Raw genomic sequence first — 15,751 nt, 5'->3', positions numbered from 1 at the left:
TACAATTAAAGCACTCGTCTACTCTTCCTCTTAATAAATATTACCAACATGTCGCACCTTCGGCGCTCCCTTTAAGAAATGACAACCGCAATGCTACCAACATTTCGCTGCTTCGCAGCTCCACGCAAAACTAAACTACTAAACTACTAAACCACTCCTCCACTCTCAAACACTCAAGCGCCCAAACTCAATATCGCCTCCCCACTTCCTTGCAAACCTCCAACAAATCTTCCGGCATTTTAGAAAACATTCCCTGCTCAAAATATTCATCAGAATGCGGAATGTAAACCGAATAAGATTTCCCCAACGGAATCAGAGGAATAAAAAACAATTCGAAATATCTTTTATAAACAGTTATCACAGCATTTACCTCAAAACCATTTCTTCTGATTTTGCGGTTTTCCTTTCCTACAGGCTTTTTATTGAATCCGAAAATGAAAAACATATTTTTTGGTTAGAAGCTGGAAGTTGGATGCGGAAAGACTTTAAACATCCCATATCCATCACCCGGCAAATTAAAATTTGTGTTTTACGAAGTAAAAAATCAGCATTACCCAGGAAATAATCATCATCAATCCACCGATTGGCGTAATTGGTCCTAAGAAGCCAAGTTTTACGCCCCAATAATCCTGAAAACTCAGGAAATAAATACTGAACGAAAACAAAACCGTTCCGAAAATCATCAGCCATGAAATCCAGTGTTCGGATTTGGTTTCAAATTTTAAAATATAGCCGACAATCAAAAGGAAAAAAGCGGCGTACATTTGGTAACGGACACCTGTTTCAAAACTTCCCAAACGTTCCGGTGATAAAATTTTTCTAAAAGCGTGCGCTCCGAATGCTCCTAAAATTACCGAAAGCAATCCGTAAATTGCACCAATGACTAATGTTAATGTTTTCATTAATGTTGTTTGTTATATTCAATAAAAATTTTCCCGATTAAAGTAATTATTCCAAGGACAATCAGAATGGTCGCCATTTTCTGCGATGAGGCAAAACGCGGGTCTTTGCTTTTTTTAATTACCAAACCGAATGCAATAAAAACTATCGGTAAAATATACTGTAAGTAGTTGATCATATTTTTTTTATTCTGTCATTCGAGGAGCGAGGAAATAACGACGAGACAATCTGTTTGAAAGGATTGTTTCGTTGCTTCCTTTGGTCGCTCCTCGCAATGACGATTCGTGTTATTTTTTTCTTATTCTCTCCAACTCCGCAATCACCTCATGATGACTCACCGTTTTATCCTTAAAATACGTCACAAAATGCTGCTTTTCCTCTTCCGTTGCGGCCATTTGATTCAGAATATTGAACAAATGCATTTTCATATGCCCTTTCTGGATTCCCGTCGTTATCAAAGAACGCAATGCCGCAAAATTCTGTGCCAGTCCGGAAACTGCTAAAATGCTCATCAGTTCCTGCGCAGAAGGTTTTCCGAGCAAAGCGAGAGAAAATTTTACTAAAGGATGAAGATTCGTTAAACCACCAACTACGCCAACCGAAATCGGCAAATCTATCCAAAATCTGAAAATTCCGTTATCTGTTGTGCAGTGCGTTAACGATTTATATTTTCCGTCTTTCGCGGCGTAAGCGTGAGCGCAGGCTTCTGTTGCACGGAAATCGTTACCTGTCGCAATCACAACGGCATCTACTCCGTTCATGATTCCTTTATTGTGAGTGGTTGCGCGGAAAGGTTCAATTTCTGCGATTGTAACCGCCTGTTTAAATTTCCAGGCAAATTCTTCGTTTGAAATACCGGAATCGTCCTTTAAATCTTCAATCTTACACGAAACTTCAGCGCGAACAATACAGTCCGGCGTGAAATTCGACAGAATATTCATCACGACCTGTAGTGAATCTTTTTCTTCCTGAGTGAATTCTTCCCAGTTTGCCACTTCCTCTCTCAAAGTTTTGCCAAACTGCTCCAGACACGAATTGATAAAATTCGCACCCATCGAATCTACCGTATCAAAACTCGCTTTCAACTGAAAATAATTGTCCATTTCAGCAGTTTTGTCGATCAGTCGAATGTTTAAAATTCCACCGCCACGATTGCGCATATTTTTCGTGATGTCTTCCGTGGCTTCAAACAGTTTTTGCTTTAATCTAAAATTGAAAAAATGCTGTAGTTTGTGTGATTCAACCTTAAAAATAAAATGGGTGTGACCTAATTTTTTCGTATTGATGATTGTTGTTTTGAAACCGCCTTTATCCAACCAAAATTTCGCCGATTTTGAAGCTGCTGCAACAACAGAACTTTCTTCCACCGCCATTGGCAATGCCAATAATTTTCCGTCAATCAGGAAGTTTGGGGCAATTCCGTAAGGCATATAAAAATTGGAAATCGTATTCTCCGAGAATTCTTCGTGAAGTTTCTGAAGTTCAGGATTTTCGTTCCAATATTGCTTTAATATCTGTTGATATTCTTCGTTTCCTTCAAGATATTCATTTACAATCCAATCGATTTTTCCCTGTTTATTCAACTTCGAAAAACCTTCAACCGGCTGGTAATTCATAGTTCAAAAATTTGAATGGTAAATATAGGGATTTAAGGATGAATTTTGATAGAATTTATAGCAGAAATCGTTCTGAAAAATCGTTTTTGCTTTTTATTTTTGAATCATCAATTTAACATAATAAAATGAATTTCGACCGCCTCAACGAAAAACTGGAAATCCTTGCAGATGCTGCAAAGTATGATGTCTCCTGTGCTTCCAGCGGCGGAAAAAGAACCAACAAAGGCGGACTTGGAAACAGCCACGGTTCGGGAATTTGCCATAGCTATACCGAAGACGGGCGATGTATTTCCCTTCTGAAAATTTTGTTGACAAATCACTGTATTTTCGATTGTGCATATTGCGTTTCGCGGAAATCCAACGACATTAAAAGAGCTGCTTTTACCGTTGATGAAGTCGTTGAACTAACCATTAGTTTTTACCGAAGAAATTATATTGAAGGTTTATTTTTAAGTTCTGGAATTTTCAAAGATGCCGATACAACGATGGAAAGGCTCGTTCGAGTAGCGAAAAAACTTCGGCAAGAGCACAAATTTTTCGGCTACATTCATCTGAAAACCATTCCCGGCGCAAGTGATGAAATTTTGAAAGAAGCCGGATTGTACGCAGACCGACTTTCCATTAATCTTGAAATCCCTACTGAAACCGGTTTAAAACTTCTCGCTCCCGAGAAAAGTCACGCAGAAATGGTAAAACCGATGACTTTTATAAAAAACGAACTTACACTTTATAAAGAAGAAAAGAAAATTTTCAGAAAGGTTCCAAAATTTGCGGTTGCAGGACAATCTACCCAAATGATTGTAGGTGCAACCAATGAAACCGATTTGAAAATCATCAAAGTTGCAGATCATTTCTACAAAAATTACGAAATGCGCCGCGTTTATTACTCCGGTTACGTTCCGATGCTGGAAGATCCGAGATTGCCCTCGGTTTTTTCACAAGTTCCGATGCAGCGCGAAAACAGGTTGTATCAGGCAGATTGGCTCATGCGATTTTACGGATTTCAGGCAGATGAAATTGTAGATTTTCAAAATCCTTTTCTCGATTTGGAAATTGACCCAAAATTAGCCTGGGCGCTACGAAACAGAGAAAAATTCCCTGTGAACATTAATACGGCAACCAAAGAAATGCTTTTAAGAATTCCTGGCGTTGGCGTAAAATCCGTCAATAAAATTCTGATGGCGCGGAAATTCCGAAAACTGGAAATGGAACATTTACAGAAATTGGGAGTTGCTCTGAATCGGGCAAAATATTTTATTGAATTTGAAACGCAGAATATTTTCTCCAATATGATTGATCAAAAACAACTGCGGCAGGTCATTGTGAACAGCATGAAATCGAAATGGCAGAATCCGTTTTCCCAGCAACTTTCACTGTTTTAAAATGAAAACTCTCATTTACGATGGCTGTTTTGAGGGTTTGCTCACGTCGATTTTTGAAGTTTATGAATATAAATTTCAAAACGCAGAAATTGTGGCAGAGCAAAATTTTTCCAGTGAAAATCTCTTTGCAGAACAACATCAGGTTTTTACAAATGCTGAAAAAAGCGCGAGAGTTTTATCAAAAATCGAACAAATCTCCGGTAAAGAAACCATCAGAATTTTACTCAAAATTTTTCTTTCAGAACATCCTTATAAAGAAAGACTGATTTTCAAAAGCATTACAGACATTTTACAAAATCCGGGGATGAATGTTTTTCAAAATCTGGCTGATTCGGATATGCTGGAAATTTCAAAAATACTCAAAAGTATGGGTCGAGAAATTCACAGGATGCATGCTTTTGTACGGTTTGAAAGGCTAAAGGATAATCTGTATTTTGCAAAAATAGAACCTGATTTCGATGTTCTGCCTTTAATTGGAAATCATTTTGAAAAACGTTATGCCGACCAAAAATGGATGATTTTCGATTTGAAAAGACATTACGGAATTATCTATGATTTGGAAAAAGTGGAGTTTTTCCATCCTGAATCAAACCAAATTCCAAATTTTAAAAATTCTGACGAGTTTCATCATGAAGAAGAACAGCATTTTCAAAAAATGTGGAAAAATTATTTTGTTAAAACCGGCATTCCTTCAAGAAAGAACATGAAACTTCATATTCAGCATGTTCCGAAACGGTATTGGAAATATTTGACGGAAAAGCAACGCTGATTTCTTTTTTTAATTAACTTTAATAAATGAGATACTTTTTAATTTCGGCTTTTCTTTTAGTGAGTTTTTCCTGTGAAAAATCAAACTTTAATTCTGCAAAAAGTTCAGAATTAAAAAATGATCCAAGTGTTCAACGGGTTGAAGAGAAGAGTTCATCAGTTCAAATCAATCAAAATAAAAATACCGTTCGAGAAAGATTTTCCGCACCTGAAAATTATGTTTGGGTGGAAGAAAAACCTAACTCTTTCGGTTATTTTATCGAAAATTTTAAACTGAAACCTTATGGAACAAAAATCCTGAAATACGATGGAACTCCGATTGTTACACAAAATCTTCATGAAGCGGTTTTTGACATTTCTGTTGGGAATAAAGATTTGCAACAATGTGCCGATGCTGTCATTAGACTTCGTGCAGAATATTTAAAAAGCATCGGAAAAGAGGATGAAATTGGGTTTCATTACACAAGCGGCGATTTTTTAAAATGGAGCGATTACAAAAACGGAGGCCGCCTTTTTGTCAACGGAAATAAAGTGACAAGAGGTTCAATTTCGGCCACAGATTCCTCTGTAAACAGTTTTCAAAATTATCTCGACAATATTTACAATTACGCCGGAACGATTTCTTTAAACATGGAAACGAAACCTGTCACCAAAAATTCAGACCTAAAAACCGGCGATATCCTGATTACCCCCGGAAGTCCAGGACATGTGGTTTTTATTGCCGGAGTTTCAAGAAATTCTGAAGGGAAGAAACTCTATTTTTTAGGAGAAGGTTTTACGCCCGCGCAATCTATTTCACTGATGAAAAATCCTTACAATCCAAAAATTTCTCCTTGGTTTGAACTGGATGTAAACGCCGCAGAAATCACCACTTCGCGTTACAGTTTCAATCCGGTCAATTTCCGCAGTTTCTGATGCTTATTAAAAAAAGTAACAAAGTTTTCCATTCCGTTATTACAAATCCGTCACTGGAAACCGTAATTTTACTTTCTTATCATACATCAATGTCAGAGACTTGTAACGGCTGTATCTTTGCTTCATCAAATTTAAATATTAACTAAAAAATCAAAATATTATGGCAACTAAATGGAACCTGGACCCAACTCACAGTGAAATTACTTTCAGCGTAAAACACATGATGATTTCTAAAGTGAAAGGTCAGTTTAAAGCTTTCAATGCAGAAGTGGAAAGCGATGACGATACTTTTAAAAATGCAAAAGTAAACGCAACTGTTCAAACCGATTCTATAGACACCAACAATGCAGACAGAGATGCGCATTTGAGAGGTGAAGATTTCTTCAATGCTGAAAAATTCCCCACCATTACTTTTGAATCTGACTCCTTGAATAACGATGTAACCGGAAATTTAACGATTAACGGTGTTACAAAACCAGTTCAGTTAGAGATAGATTTCGGAGGAATTGGTCAAGATCCTTGGGGAAACACAAAGGCTGGTTTCTCTTTCGAAGGAACCATTAAAAGAAGTGATTTCGGCTTAAACTGGAATGCAGCGCTTGAAGCGGGTGGCGTTTTGGTAAGCGACGACGTGAAAATTGCAGGAGAACTGCAGTTTGTGAAGGCTTAAGCCTTTGTTCGATATAGTTTGAAGTTGTTTGATTGGGTTTGATAATGTTCGAACTTTTTCAAACAACTTCAATTTTTATAAACTAAATTTAAATCTAACGATTTCAAACAATATCAAACGACATCAAACGTTTTAAGTGATGAATTTAAACGATTTAAGCAATATTTCGGACGGTTTCAAGAGCACCGAAAAAATGCCCGTTCTTTTCCTCGGTCACGGTTCTCCGATGAATGCCATTGAAGAAAACCAGTTTGTGCAGGGATTTCGTGATGCTGCGAAAAAAATTCCGAAACCAAACGCGATTCTTTGCGTTTCTGCGCATTGGTACACCGAAGGAACTTTTGTAACGTCGATGGATATGCCGAAAACCATTCACGATTTTTATGGTTTTCCGCAGCCACTTTTTGATGTTCAGTATCCTGCACCCGGAAACCCGGCTTTGGCTCATGAAACTGCCGAACTTTTAATGCCCGTTGAAGTTGGAGAAAACCATTCCTGGGGATTGGATCATGGCGCTTGGAGTGTGATTAAACATATGTATCCGGAAGCTGATATTCCGGTGATTCAGTTGAGTATTGATTATACAAAACCACCGCAATATCATTTTGAACTGGCTCAAAAATTATCAAAACTGCGTGAAAAAGGAATTCTTATTATCGGGAGCGGAAACATCGTCCACAATCTTCGAATGATCGACTGGAAAAACATCGACGTTGTTGGCGCAGGTTGGGATTGGGCTATTGAAGCCCGCGAAAAAACCAATAATTGGATTTTAGACGGCAATTTTCAAAACTTAATAGATTATCAAAAACAAGGAAGTTTTCTGCAAAATGCTATTCCTACTCCGGATCATTATTTACCGTTGATTTATTCTTTAGGTTTGAAGGAAAAATCGGAAGACATTTCACTTTTCAACGATGAACTTTTGGCTGGAAGTTTGAGCATGACGAGTGTGAGAATTGGCTAAAAATTTAAAAATAAATTTTCAAGGCTTTGTTTTTTTTGACAAAGTCTTTTTTTATATTTATCAGAAATAAATCTACTGTGAATAAAACGCTTTTACTGATTTTCTTTCTAGTATGCTGTCACCAATTCAAATCTCAAATTATTTCAGGAAAAATACAAACTGAAAGTGGTAACATAATCAATGATGTTAACATTTATATTGATGGCACTAAAATCTCTACAACATCTAAAGTAGATGGCAGTTTTCAACTGGATACGCAAGGACAAAAAAGCGGCAATATTATTTTTCAAAAAGACAATTACGAGACAAGCATCTTTCCCATCCAACAAGCAATCGGCAAAACAGTAAAGGTAATTATCAACCCTGTAAATGAAATTGAAGAAATTGTACTCATCCCTTTTACAGAAGAGGCTTATAGAAATTATATCAATTACTTTCTAAATTATTTTATTGGTTTTGATAGAGAAAATGTGAGAATTAAAAATCAACGGACTCTTAAATTTTCTTATGATAAAAGGAATAAAATTTTAATTGTAAAAGCGCCACAAACTTTAATTATTGAAAATAAAAAATTGGGATATACCATTCAGTATAATTTACTCAATTTTGAAGCAGATTTCAATTCTAAGAGTGTGAAATATTTGGGTTCATCCCTTTTCAAAGAAGATAACAACAAGAAAAATGAAGTCTTAAACAGAATGAATGCGTACCAAGGAAGTTTGATGCATTTTTTCAGAAGCCTTTATAACAACGAGCTTGCAAAAGAAGGATTTATCGTCAACCACGCAAGAAGAATTCCCAATCCAAAATATCCTACCGAAGAAGAGTTGAAAAAATTGGATGATTATATGGCTTTAATTAAAACTCAAAAAATAATTAATTTGAATCTTCCAAAAGATTTAGATAGTATATACCAAAGAAAAAGCAAGAACTCGCCTTTTGTTCTTGCGGTGGTAAAAACTAACATCCCTGAATCTTATTTCACAAAGCGAGAAAACGGAAAGTTATTTATCGATTTCAACGAACTATTAATGGTAAATTATCAGAAAAAGAATTTTGAAATCAAAAAAGGTGAATTTGTAAAGTCTGAAGCAATAATTTCACAAACCTCCATCATCAATCCTGAATTGGCAAAGTTTGAAATTTTTAAAGAAGGCATCTCTTCAGAACCAGATTTATTTATTGTTGAAGACGAATTCTCCCGCCAAAACATTTCAAAAATGTTGCCTTTAGATTATAAGCTTGGAGATTAAAACTATTTTGAAGGTGGTGGCGGACTTTGATATTTACTGCTTTTAGAAATTTTTTCAAAAACTTTTTTAGCAATTCCTCTTCCCCATTCTTGTCCTACTGCTTGGCTTTCTTGGAAAACTATAGGCATTTTTTCGATCATTTTTTTTCCCGATGGTGTATTGTAAAATGCTATAAAATCGTCAATTTCCTTTTCAGTAAAATGCTTTTCATAAATAGGAATTATCATATTTTCTATGTCTTCAGGTTTCATTTCCTTTTTAATTTCTTCCCAAAATTCGTTAGGAACATCAGGATAAGTATTTTTGAAACTATCCAAAAACTGAGACGCCATTTGAATTCCCATGTTTGCAGAATTTGTTAGTTGTAAAAAGGCTTCAATTTTCTCCTTTTTTGTTTGTGCAAAAGAAAAAACACCAACAAATAAAGAAGCTATTATTATAATTTTTTTCATTTTTAAATTATTAATTCACCACTAATTTTCTATTTCTAATCAAATCCGCAATGTCAATCATATCTTTTCCAATTTCTCTATCATTTTCCAATTTTGGAACCACAGAACGGATGATATCATAATTTTCTTCTACAATCTTAGAACATTTTGCCGGTCTTCGGAATTCCAAACCTTGTGCTGCAAACATGAGTTCCACCGCTAAAATATTTTCCAGATTCCCTAAAACCTGATTGAATTTTCTACCAGAAATACTTCCCATGGAAACATGGTCTTCCTGCCCTAAACTTGTCGGAATAGAATCTGCCGAAGCCGGGAAACAGAGCGTTTTATTTTCTGTAACCAAAGCCGCGGAAGTATATTGCGGAATCATAAATCCGGAATTCAAGCCTGAACTTTCAGTCAAAAGTCTTGGTAAACCGAATTTCCCTTCGAGCAAGAGATAGCTTCTTCGGTCTGAAATATTTCCCAATTCCGCTGCAGCTAAAGTTGCATAGTCTAAAGGCAAAGCAAGAAGTTGTCCATGGAAATTCCCTCCGGAAATGGATTCTTCCGCGCTCAAGACAATGGGATTGTCCGTAACGGAATTCAGTTCTGTTTCAGTTAAATTTTTCAGATGTTCGAAAGCATTTCTGCTCGCTCCGTGAACCTGTGGAACACACCGAATGGAATACGGATCCTGAACTCGTCCGCAAAATTCGTGGGCTTCCAAATTTTTGGAATCTTTCAAAAATTTCAGCATTCTTGCTGCTACTTTTTTACTCCCCGAAAACGGTCGAATTTCATGAAGTTCCTTTTTGAACGGACTTGCCGAACCACGATACGCTTCCAAAGACATCGCCGCCGTTAAATCCGCTAAATCCAATAAATATTGAAATTTTTCCAAACCTTTAATAGCGTGCGAAAGAATAAACTGTGTTCCGTTGATTAAGCCTAATCCTTCTTTTGGACCTAATTTTAAAGGCTGAATATTATTTTCTTCGAGAATTTTTGCTGTTTCCACAGGTTCGCCATTGTTCCAAACTTTACCAAGGCCTAAAAGCGGCAAAACCAAATGTGAAAGCGGCGCTAAATCTCCCGAAGCTCCAACAGAACCCTGCTCCGGAACTACCGGAATAATGTCTTTTTCGAGCATTAAAATCAGTCTCTCAATCATTTCTAAAGAAACACCCGAAAATCCTTTTGATAAAGCGTGAATTTTCGCAATCATCATGAGTTTCGACAGTTCTTTGTCAATTGGTTTTCCTACACCTACTGCGTGGGAAATAATTAAGTTGTGCTGAAGTTTTGCGGTTTCGTCTTCTGAAATTTTTACGTCGCAAAGCGGTCCAAAACCGGTATTAATACCGTAAACTGTTCTTTCTGAGGCAACAATTTTCTGTACGTTTTTTTGCGATTTTAGAATTTGGTCTTTGGCTTTTTTGTCGAGGTTGGCTTTTTTTGGGTTTTGCGCAATCTCTAATACATCTTCTATCGTGAAATGGTCTACACCGTAAATCTTCATTAAAATTTATTTTGCTTAAAAATACATTAATTATCCGAATTTCTAAAAATGCCCGAAACCCGCGTCCCGGCTTGAGTGGAGCTATTTTTGCGAGGAGGAACGACGAGTAAAAAAGCGGGAACGGAAGCCGGAAAAAGACGCCCAAATAAAAATTTTAATCGTTATTTTTGTTTTATGAATCCCGATTTGCAGCTGCAGCTAAAAACTTTACCTTCCGAACCAGGCGTTTACCGTTATTACGATAAAAGCGGGCAATTGTTATACGTTGGAAAGGCAAAAAACCTGAATAACAGGGTTCTAACTTACTTCAATAAAAATCTTTCGGGCTACAGAACCAGAATTATGGTCGGAAAAATCGACCGTTTGGAAACCACCATTGTTCCAAGTGAATATGACGCACTTCTGCTGGAAAACAACCTGATAAAGGAACATCAGCCGTTTTATAACGTGATGATGAAGGATGATAAAACGTTTCCGTGGATTTGCATTAAAAACGAAGATTTTCCTAGAATTTTTCTGACGCGTACGAAAATAAAAGATGGCAGCGAATATTACGGCCCTTACGCAAAAGTGCGCCCTGCAAAGGTTTTGCTCGACACGATAAAACATATCTACAAAATCCGGACTTGCAGTTTGAATTTGGCTCCCGAAAAAATTGCAGAAGGTAAATACAAAGTCTGTTTGGAATATCATATTAAAAACTGTGAAGGTCCTTGCGAAGGTTTGGAAAGTAAAGAAGACTACGACCAAAAAGTGGATGCTATCCGCGGAATTATAAAGGGAGATTTCCGTTTGGCAAAGGAATATTTGGTGAAACAAATGATGAGACATGCAGAAAATCTGCAATTTGAAAATGCTCAAATCATCAAAGAAAGATTGGATGCACTCGAAAATTATCAGGAAAAACATACGGTTGTGAACGCCAACATTGATGATGTGGATGTTTTTGGGATGACGAGTGATGATACAGCTGCTTATGTAAATTATTTCAAAATCCGAAACGGAAATATTATCCAAAGTTTCACCACAGAAATCAAGAAGGTTTTAGAGGAAGCAGATGAAGATATTTTGGAGGAAGCGATTGTAGAAATCAGGAGTAAATTCAGTTCTACTTCGAAGGAAGTTTTACTTCCGTTTCATATTTCTGTTGAAATTCCGAATGTGAAACTGATTGTCCCGAAAGTGGGCGACAAAAAACGCATCGTAGAACTTTCTGAAAAAAATGCCAAAGAATACCGCCTCGAAAAACTGAAACAGGTGCAGATTGTAGACCCGGAACGTCACACGAACCGAATTATGGCGGAAATGCAAAAATTGCTCAGAATGCCTGTTGAACCAAGACATATCGAAGGTTTCGACAACTCTAATATTCAGGGAACGAATCCGGTTTCCGCGTGTGTTGTTTTTAAGGACGGAAAACCTTCCAAAAACGATTACCGAATTTTTCACCCGAAAACCGTTGAAGGTCCAAATGATTTTGCAACGATGGAAGAAGTGATTTACCGCCGCTACAAAAGACTGTTGGATGAAAACGAACCTTTGCCGCAACTCATTTTGATTGATGGTGGAAAAGGTCAGCTTTCTTCGGCTGTAAAAAGTTTGAAACTGCTTGGATTGTACGGAAAAATAACAATTATCGGGATTGCGAAAAGATTGGAAGAAATATATTTCCCGGAAGATTCGATTCCATTATATTTAGATAAAAAATCTGAAACGTTGAAAATTTTACAGCGTGTGAGAGACGAATCTCACCGTTTCGGAGTGAAGCATCACAGAACTCGAAGAAAAAATTCCACCATAAAAACGGAGCTTGAAGAAATTCCGGGTGTTGGTGAGAAAACAATTGAGCTTTTACTTTCCAAACTGAAATCTGTGAAAAGAATTCGCGAGGCTTCTTTGGAAACTTTGGAGGAAATTCTAGGAAAATCCAAAGCGAAAATGGTTTGGAGTTATTTTAATTCATAAAAGAAGCTTCGGAAAACCGAAGCTCATATTTTAATTTCTTTTAAACTCAACTTTTCTGTAACTTCCGTTTTGCGGAATCTCAATGATGACGTTTCCATTTTCGTCGTAACCAATAGTTTGTGTTCCGTCTTCCAATTTTACACGGTAAACTCCGGTTTTTGTAGATTCAGAAAAAGTTGCAAATGGGATCGAACTTTTCGGATTGTTCAGGATAAACTGTCCGTTTCCTAAATTTATTTTATTGAAATTAACGCCTCCATTTGAGAAAATTTCTGCTTTATTTCCAACAGATGAAGTGTTTTGAACTGTAGTTGAACGAGTTTCTACAGTTTTAGTTTCCACTTGAACAGATTGTTTAACTTCTTCTACTGTTCTCACAGGAGTTTGTTGAGAAATCATAGTCATTTCTTTAGGTTGAGAAGCTGCAACACTTTGCGCTGCTAAAGTCAAAGCTTCACGATAACCAGGTTCGTAATCTTTTTCTGCAGATTTCCCTTCGAAGGTAGCCACAGTTTTTCCATTACAATCTTTGAAATTCACTGTAATTTTATTTCTAAGCATGCTGCTTGTATTTTCAGCATCTGCTCTTAAAACTTTACATGGATTTTGTTGTAATTCCAAAGGCCAGTTTCCGGGTTCCTCTTTCAGAACCACATATTTTTTTGCCTGAAGTTTTGATGCTAACAAATCATTCAGCTTGTACTGATTTTCATTGAATTCTGTAAACTTTTTAGGAACATAAACATACTGATAATCTGACATTTGCTGAGCATTCATCAATGCAAAGCCGGCCATCGAAAAAAGTAAAATAAGTTTTTGCATGTCTTTAAAATTAATTTCTAAAATCTCCCATATCCAGTTTAAGAGAGAAAAAATTGGAGAAAAAGTTAGAACCATTTACACCGGAATTCGTCAGCGCGTAATCCAGTGTCAAACCTTTATATTTAATTCCGATTCCTGCACTTGGCTGAAACGAAACGTTGCGTTTTAAATCTTCGATGTCGGTAACAGTTTGAAATCTGTTCACTCCAACTCTCACAAAAATCATATCCTGAAATTTCAATTCTGCTCCTGCGTAAGGCGTAATGCTCGCAAAATCTGTGGAAATTAACGCTGCTGTTTTAGCAAAATCTATATTAATTCCGGCTTCAGGAAGTAAGTCTAAATCGGTTGAAAGCTCAAAATTTCGGCTCACTCCTGCGTTGAGTTTCGGCATAGTCAATTCCATTTTGTCTTTGGGAGCAGGATTGAATTCTTCACCATTCACCACCGCTGAAAGTTCTTCTTGATTAATGGTCCAGAAATTTACAGTTGTCGTGGCATCGCGAAGCATTGCACCATAATTCCAACCGTTATCAGAGTGATACATTGCACCCAAATCAAAACCAAACCCATAACCACTGGCAAATTTTCCAACATTTCTATAGACAATTTTTGCGTTAACACCCAAATCCAATTTTGGATTTCCACCAGGATGAAAAGCGTAGGATAAAATTCCCGCATAATCTGCCTGAGAAAATTTAGTGATTTTATCGTAGTCGATATTTCCTTCGGAATCAATCATCTGTGTGGTATTCAAAATGTTATCCACACCTAATCTAACAATGGAAATGGCAAAAACTCCGCCTTTGTTATCCAGAGGTTTTGCAAAAGCGATATAGTCGTATTTGGCGATACTTTCAAAATATTCTGCGTGCATTGCTGCTCCTTGCCAATCTCTTTCAATATTGACCAAACCTGCTGGATTCCACATCGGAGAGTACACGTCATCCTGATTAGAAATTACAGCTCCTCCCATTCCTAAACCTCTTGCTCCGGCTCCAATATTCAGAAATTCGTTGGAATATTTTCTCACAATCTGTGCATCAGAAACACCAAAAGTGATGATGAAAATGAGGAGTAAATATTTTTTCATTTTAAATCTGTTCAATCCTTTGTTTGCTTCTTCTTCGTGCTTTCAAAATTCCGTTGGCAAAAATTGAAAGAATCATCACTACCGAAGCGATATAAAAAACCGGACTCATGTGTTCGGATTCACCAAAGATAAAAAAAGCGAGAATAATTCCGTAAACCGGTTCCAAATTCACCGTTAATATCAATGTAAAAGGCGAAATAAACTTCATCAGCTTTACAGATTCCAACATCGGAAAAGCCGTGAAAACACTCGCTAATAGAGTTAATAACGCCAAGTCGCGGTAACTTATTTCATGGAAGGTGAAAATTTGTCCTGTGAAAAGAAAAAAAAGTGAAATTAAAGCCCAACCTCCAAAAATTTCGTAGAAAATAATATTTGCGGAACTGGTTTTTCCAAACAGCCTTCCATTAAAAACCGAAAATAAAGTTCCGAAAAGTGCACAAATAATTCCGGCTATAATTCCAAGCTTATATTTTAATTCTGCATTGAAAATTAAAGAAATACAGATAACAATTACAATTCCGATGATGACTTCTGTCCAGTCCACTTTCCGTTTAAAAACCAAAGGTTCTATCAAAGCAGCAAAAAGTGTTGAAAGCGAAAGACAGGAAAGCGCTATTGAAACATTTGAAATTTTAATGGAATAGAAAAAACTGAGCCAGTGAATTGCCATTAATCCACCAATCCCAACGAGTTGAAACATTAATTTTTTCTGAACCTGAAGCGATTCTTTTTTAATAAAACGAATGTAGATATACAGAAAAATTGCCGCAAAAAGCATTCTGAAAAACACCAAAGCATCTGCTTCAGCGTGAATCAACTTACCTAGAATTGCGGTAAATCCCCAAAGAAAAACAATAATATGAAGTCGTAAAATTTCAGGTTTTATCATAACATTCACAAAATTATCACTAAAAATCTGTATTTCGGCACCCTAATAAATTAAAACCCCGAAAATACAATGAATTTTCGGAGCTTCAAATAATAAACTATTAAAAAAATAAACTAGGACTCATCGGATACCCGATTCACTTAGAACATATAAATAACGAAAATATAAGCACATTTATTACACTCAAAATATGTTAAAAAATTATAAATCAGCATTTTAAATATGATAATACTGAACTTAGACCAATTCGGAAGTTTTTAATTAAATGTTTTATCTTTAAGAACAGAAAATTTCAATAACAAAAATGGATTTAGAATTTAATAAAAGAGAAGATTTTAATAAATTAAAACTGGCCGAAATCACCAAACTTTTAAACGAAATAAAAAAAGGCGGTGGCGAAAAAAGATTGCAAAAACTTCGTGACGAAGGAAAAATGACTGCCAGAGAACGTATCGAGTATCTTCTTGATAAAAATTCTGATTCTATTGAAATCGGTGCTTTTGCCGGTTTTGAAATGTACAAAGAGCACGGCGGTTGTCCGAGTGGTGGAGATCG

At 36.4% G+C, this 15,751-nt stretch carries 16 protein-coding genes and 1 pseudogene; 8 read left to right on the top strand and 9 right to left on the bottom strand.

Features of this window, described 5'->3' with window-relative positions; translation table 11 throughout:
• Positions 1–187: 187 nt before the first annotated feature.
• The 4 genes from Q0252_RS08780 to Q0252_RS08765 form a co-directional block, all read right to left on the bottom strand.
• Positions 188–445, bottom strand: coding sequence for a hypothetical protein (locus Q0252_RS08780; RefSeq protein ID WP_297985416.1), 258 nt, complete (start codon positions 443–445; stop codon positions 188–190).
• Between the two features lie 70 nt (positions 446–515).
• On the bottom strand, positions 516–902 hold the full coding sequence (locus tag Q0252_RS08775; protein WP_297985415.1) for a DUF423 domain-containing protein: 387 nt from the start codon (positions 900–902) through the stop codon (positions 516–518).
• A complete protein-coding gene (locus tag Q0252_RS08770) occupies positions 902–1,078 on the bottom strand; it encodes a hypothetical protein (protein WP_297985414.1) in 177 nt (58 codons plus the stop codon). Before Q0252_RS08770 ends, Q0252_RS08775 begins: the two co-directional genes overlap by 1 nt.
• 109 nt (positions 1,079–1,187) lie before the next feature.
• Positions 1,188–2,516 carry a hydroxymethylglutaryl-CoA reductase, degradative gene (locus tag Q0252_RS08765; protein WP_297985413.1) on the bottom strand — a complete coding sequence of 443 codons (1,329 nt, stop codon included), beginning with the start codon at positions 2,514–2,516 and terminating at the stop codon, positions 1,188–1,190.
• A gap of 125 nt (positions 2,517–2,641) precedes the next feature.
• On the opposite strand from Q0252_RS08765, the gene Q0252_RS08760 reads away from it, so the two are divergent.
• The 6 genes from Q0252_RS08760 to Q0252_RS08735 all read left to right on the top strand — a co-directional run bounded on the left by Q0252_RS08760 (position 2,642) and on the right by Q0252_RS08735 (position 8,471).
• Positions 2,642–3,898 carry a putative DNA modification/repair radical SAM protein gene (locus Q0252_RS08760; RefSeq protein ID WP_297985412.1) on the top strand — a complete coding sequence of 419 codons (1,257 nt, stop codon included), beginning with the start codon at positions 2,642–2,644 and terminating at the stop codon, positions 3,896–3,898.
• Position 3,899: 1 nt separating this feature from the next.
• Positions 3,900–4,667, top strand: a complete 768-nt coding sequence (locus Q0252_RS08755) for a TIGR03915 family putative DNA repair protein (protein ID WP_297985411.1) — start codon at positions 3,900–3,902, stop codon at positions 4,665–4,667.
• A gap of 26 nt (positions 4,668–4,693) precedes the next feature.
• A complete protein-coding gene (locus tag Q0252_RS08750) occupies positions 4,694–5,581 on the top strand; it encodes a DUF4846 domain-containing protein (protein ID WP_297985410.1) in 888 nt (295 codons plus the stop codon).
• A gap of 160 nt (positions 5,582–5,741) precedes the next feature.
• Positions 5,742–6,251 (top strand): YceI family protein, encoded by a 510-nt coding sequence (locus Q0252_RS08745; RefSeq protein ID WP_297985409.1) that lies wholly within the window; start codon positions 5,742–5,744, stop codon positions 6,249–6,251.
• 139 nt (positions 6,252–6,390) lie between these two features.
• Positions 6,391–7,218 carry a 4,5-DOPA dioxygenase extradiol gene (gene ygiD / locus Q0252_RS08740; protein WP_297985408.1) on the top strand — a complete coding sequence of 276 codons (828 nt, stop codon included), beginning with the start codon at positions 6,391–6,393 and terminating at the stop codon, positions 7,216–7,218.
• 77 nt (positions 7,219–7,295) lie between these two features.
• On the top strand, positions 7,296–8,471 hold the full coding sequence (locus tag Q0252_RS08735; RefSeq protein WP_297985407.1) for a hypothetical protein: 1,176 nt from the start codon (positions 7,296–7,298) through the stop codon (positions 8,469–8,471).
• 2 nt (positions 8,472–8,473) lie between these two features.
• Here Q0252_RS08735 and Q0252_RS08730 read toward each other — a convergent pair whose 3' ends face one another.
• Both Q0252_RS08730 and hutH read right to left on the bottom strand, forming a co-directional pair.
• Entirely contained in the window at positions 8,474–8,923 is a 450-nt protein-coding gene (locus Q0252_RS08730) for a DUF2059 domain-containing protein (protein WP_297985406.1), read from the bottom strand.
• Positions 8,924–8,933: 10 nt separating this feature from the next.
• Positions 8,934–10,424 carry a histidine ammonia-lyase gene (hutH, locus tag Q0252_RS08725; RefSeq protein WP_297985405.1) on the bottom strand — a complete coding sequence of 497 codons (1,491 nt, stop codon included), beginning with the start codon at positions 10,422–10,424 and terminating at the stop codon, positions 8,934–8,936.
• 174 nt (positions 10,425–10,598) lie between these two features.
• On the opposite strand from hutH, the gene uvrC reads away from it, so the two are divergent.
• Positions 10,599–12,389 carry an excinuclease ABC subunit UvrC gene (uvrC, locus tag Q0252_RS08720; RefSeq protein WP_297985404.1) on the top strand — a complete coding sequence of 597 codons (1,791 nt, stop codon included), beginning with the start codon at positions 10,599–10,601 and terminating at the stop codon, positions 12,387–12,389.
• A gap of 30 nt (positions 12,390–12,419) precedes the next feature.
• On the opposite strand, the gene Q0252_RS08715 is transcribed toward uvrC, so the two are convergent.
• From Q0252_RS08715 to Q0252_RS08705, 3 genes are read right to left on the bottom strand one after another with little or no spacing between them, the layout of a single operon-like run.
• Positions 12,420–13,211, bottom strand: a complete 792-nt coding sequence (locus Q0252_RS08715) for a hypothetical protein (protein WP_297985403.1) — start codon at positions 13,209–13,211, stop codon at positions 12,420–12,422.
• A gap of 10 nt (positions 13,212–13,221) precedes the next feature.
• Positions 13,222–14,304 carry a PorV/PorQ family protein gene (locus Q0252_RS08710; RefSeq protein WP_297985402.1) on the bottom strand — a complete coding sequence of 361 codons (1,083 nt, stop codon included), beginning with the start codon at positions 14,302–14,304 and terminating at the stop codon, positions 13,222–13,224.
• A gap of 1 nt (position 14,305) precedes the next feature.
• Positions 14,306–15,196, bottom strand: a complete 891-nt coding sequence (locus tag Q0252_RS08705) for a DMT family transporter (protein WP_297985401.1) — start codon at positions 15,194–15,196, stop codon at positions 14,306–14,308.
• A gap of 304 nt (positions 15,197–15,500) precedes the next feature.
• Between Q0252_RS08705 and Q0252_RS08700 the strand changes: the two are divergent.
• Positions 15,501–15,751, top strand: a pseudogene (locus Q0252_RS08700) (acyl-CoA carboxylase subunit beta); the annotation flags it as partial.

It is taken from the genome of uncultured Chryseobacterium sp. (genome assembly GCF_936933875.1).
Lineage (GTDB): Bacteria > Bacteroidota > Bacteroidia > Flavobacteriales > Weeksellaceae > CAKZIK01.
This window is presented reverse-complemented; position numbering and strand designations above follow the sequence as displayed.

Excerpts from the sequence above, each read along its gene's own strand:
- Q0252_RS08780 (WP_297985416.1), bottom strand. The coding sequence starts at position 445 with ATGTTTTTCATTTTCGGATTCAATAAAAAGCCTGTAGGAAAGGAAAAC.
- Q0252_RS08775 (WP_297985415.1), bottom strand. The coding sequence starts at position 902 with ATGAAAACATTAACATTAGTCATTGGTGCAATTTACGGATTGCTTTCG.
- Q0252_RS08770 (WP_297985414.1), bottom strand. The coding sequence starts at position 1,078 with ATGATCAACTACTTACAGTATATTTTACCGATAGTTTTTATTGCATTC.
- Q0252_RS08765 (WP_297985413.1), bottom strand. The coding sequence starts at position 2,516 with ATGAATTACCAGCCGGTTGAAGGTTTTTCGAAGTTGAATAAACAGGGA.
- Q0252_RS08760 (WP_297985412.1), top strand. The coding sequence starts at position 2,642 with ATGAATTTCGACCGCCTCAACGAAAAACTGGAAATCCTTGCAGATGCT.
- Q0252_RS08755 (WP_297985411.1), top strand. The coding sequence starts at position 3,900 with ATGAAAACTCTCATTTACGATGGCTGTTTTGAGGGTTTGCTCACGTCG.
- Q0252_RS08750 (WP_297985410.1), top strand. The coding sequence starts at position 4,694 with ATGAGATACTTTTTAATTTCGGCTTTTCTTTTAGTGAGTTTTTCCTGT.
- Q0252_RS08745 (WP_297985409.1), top strand. The coding sequence starts at position 5,742 with ATGGCAACTAAATGGAACCTGGACCCAACTCACAGTGAAATTACTTTC.
- ygiD (WP_297985408.1), top strand. The coding sequence starts at position 6,391 with ATGAATTTAAACGATTTAAGCAATATTTCGGACGGTTTCAAGAGCACC.
- Q0252_RS08730 (WP_297985406.1), bottom strand. The coding sequence starts at position 8,923 with ATGAAAAAAATTATAATAATAGCTTCTTTATTTGTTGGTGTTTTTTCT.
- hutH (WP_297985405.1), bottom strand. The coding sequence starts at position 10,424 with ATGAAGATTTACGGTGTAGACCATTTCACGATAGAAGATGTATTAGAG.
- uvrC (WP_297985404.1), top strand. The coding sequence starts at position 10,599 with ATGAATCCCGATTTGCAGCTGCAGCTAAAAACTTTACCTTCCGAACCA.
- Q0252_RS08715 (WP_297985403.1), bottom strand. The coding sequence starts at position 13,211 with ATGCAAAAACTTATTTTACTTTTTTCGATGGCCGGCTTTGCATTGATG.
- Q0252_RS08710 (WP_297985402.1), bottom strand. The coding sequence starts at position 14,304 with ATGAAAAAATATTTACTCCTCATTTTCATCATCACTTTTGGTGTTTCT.
- Q0252_RS08705 (WP_297985401.1), bottom strand. The coding sequence starts at position 15,196 with ATGATAAAACCTGAAATTTTACGACTTCATATTATTGTTTTTCTTTGG.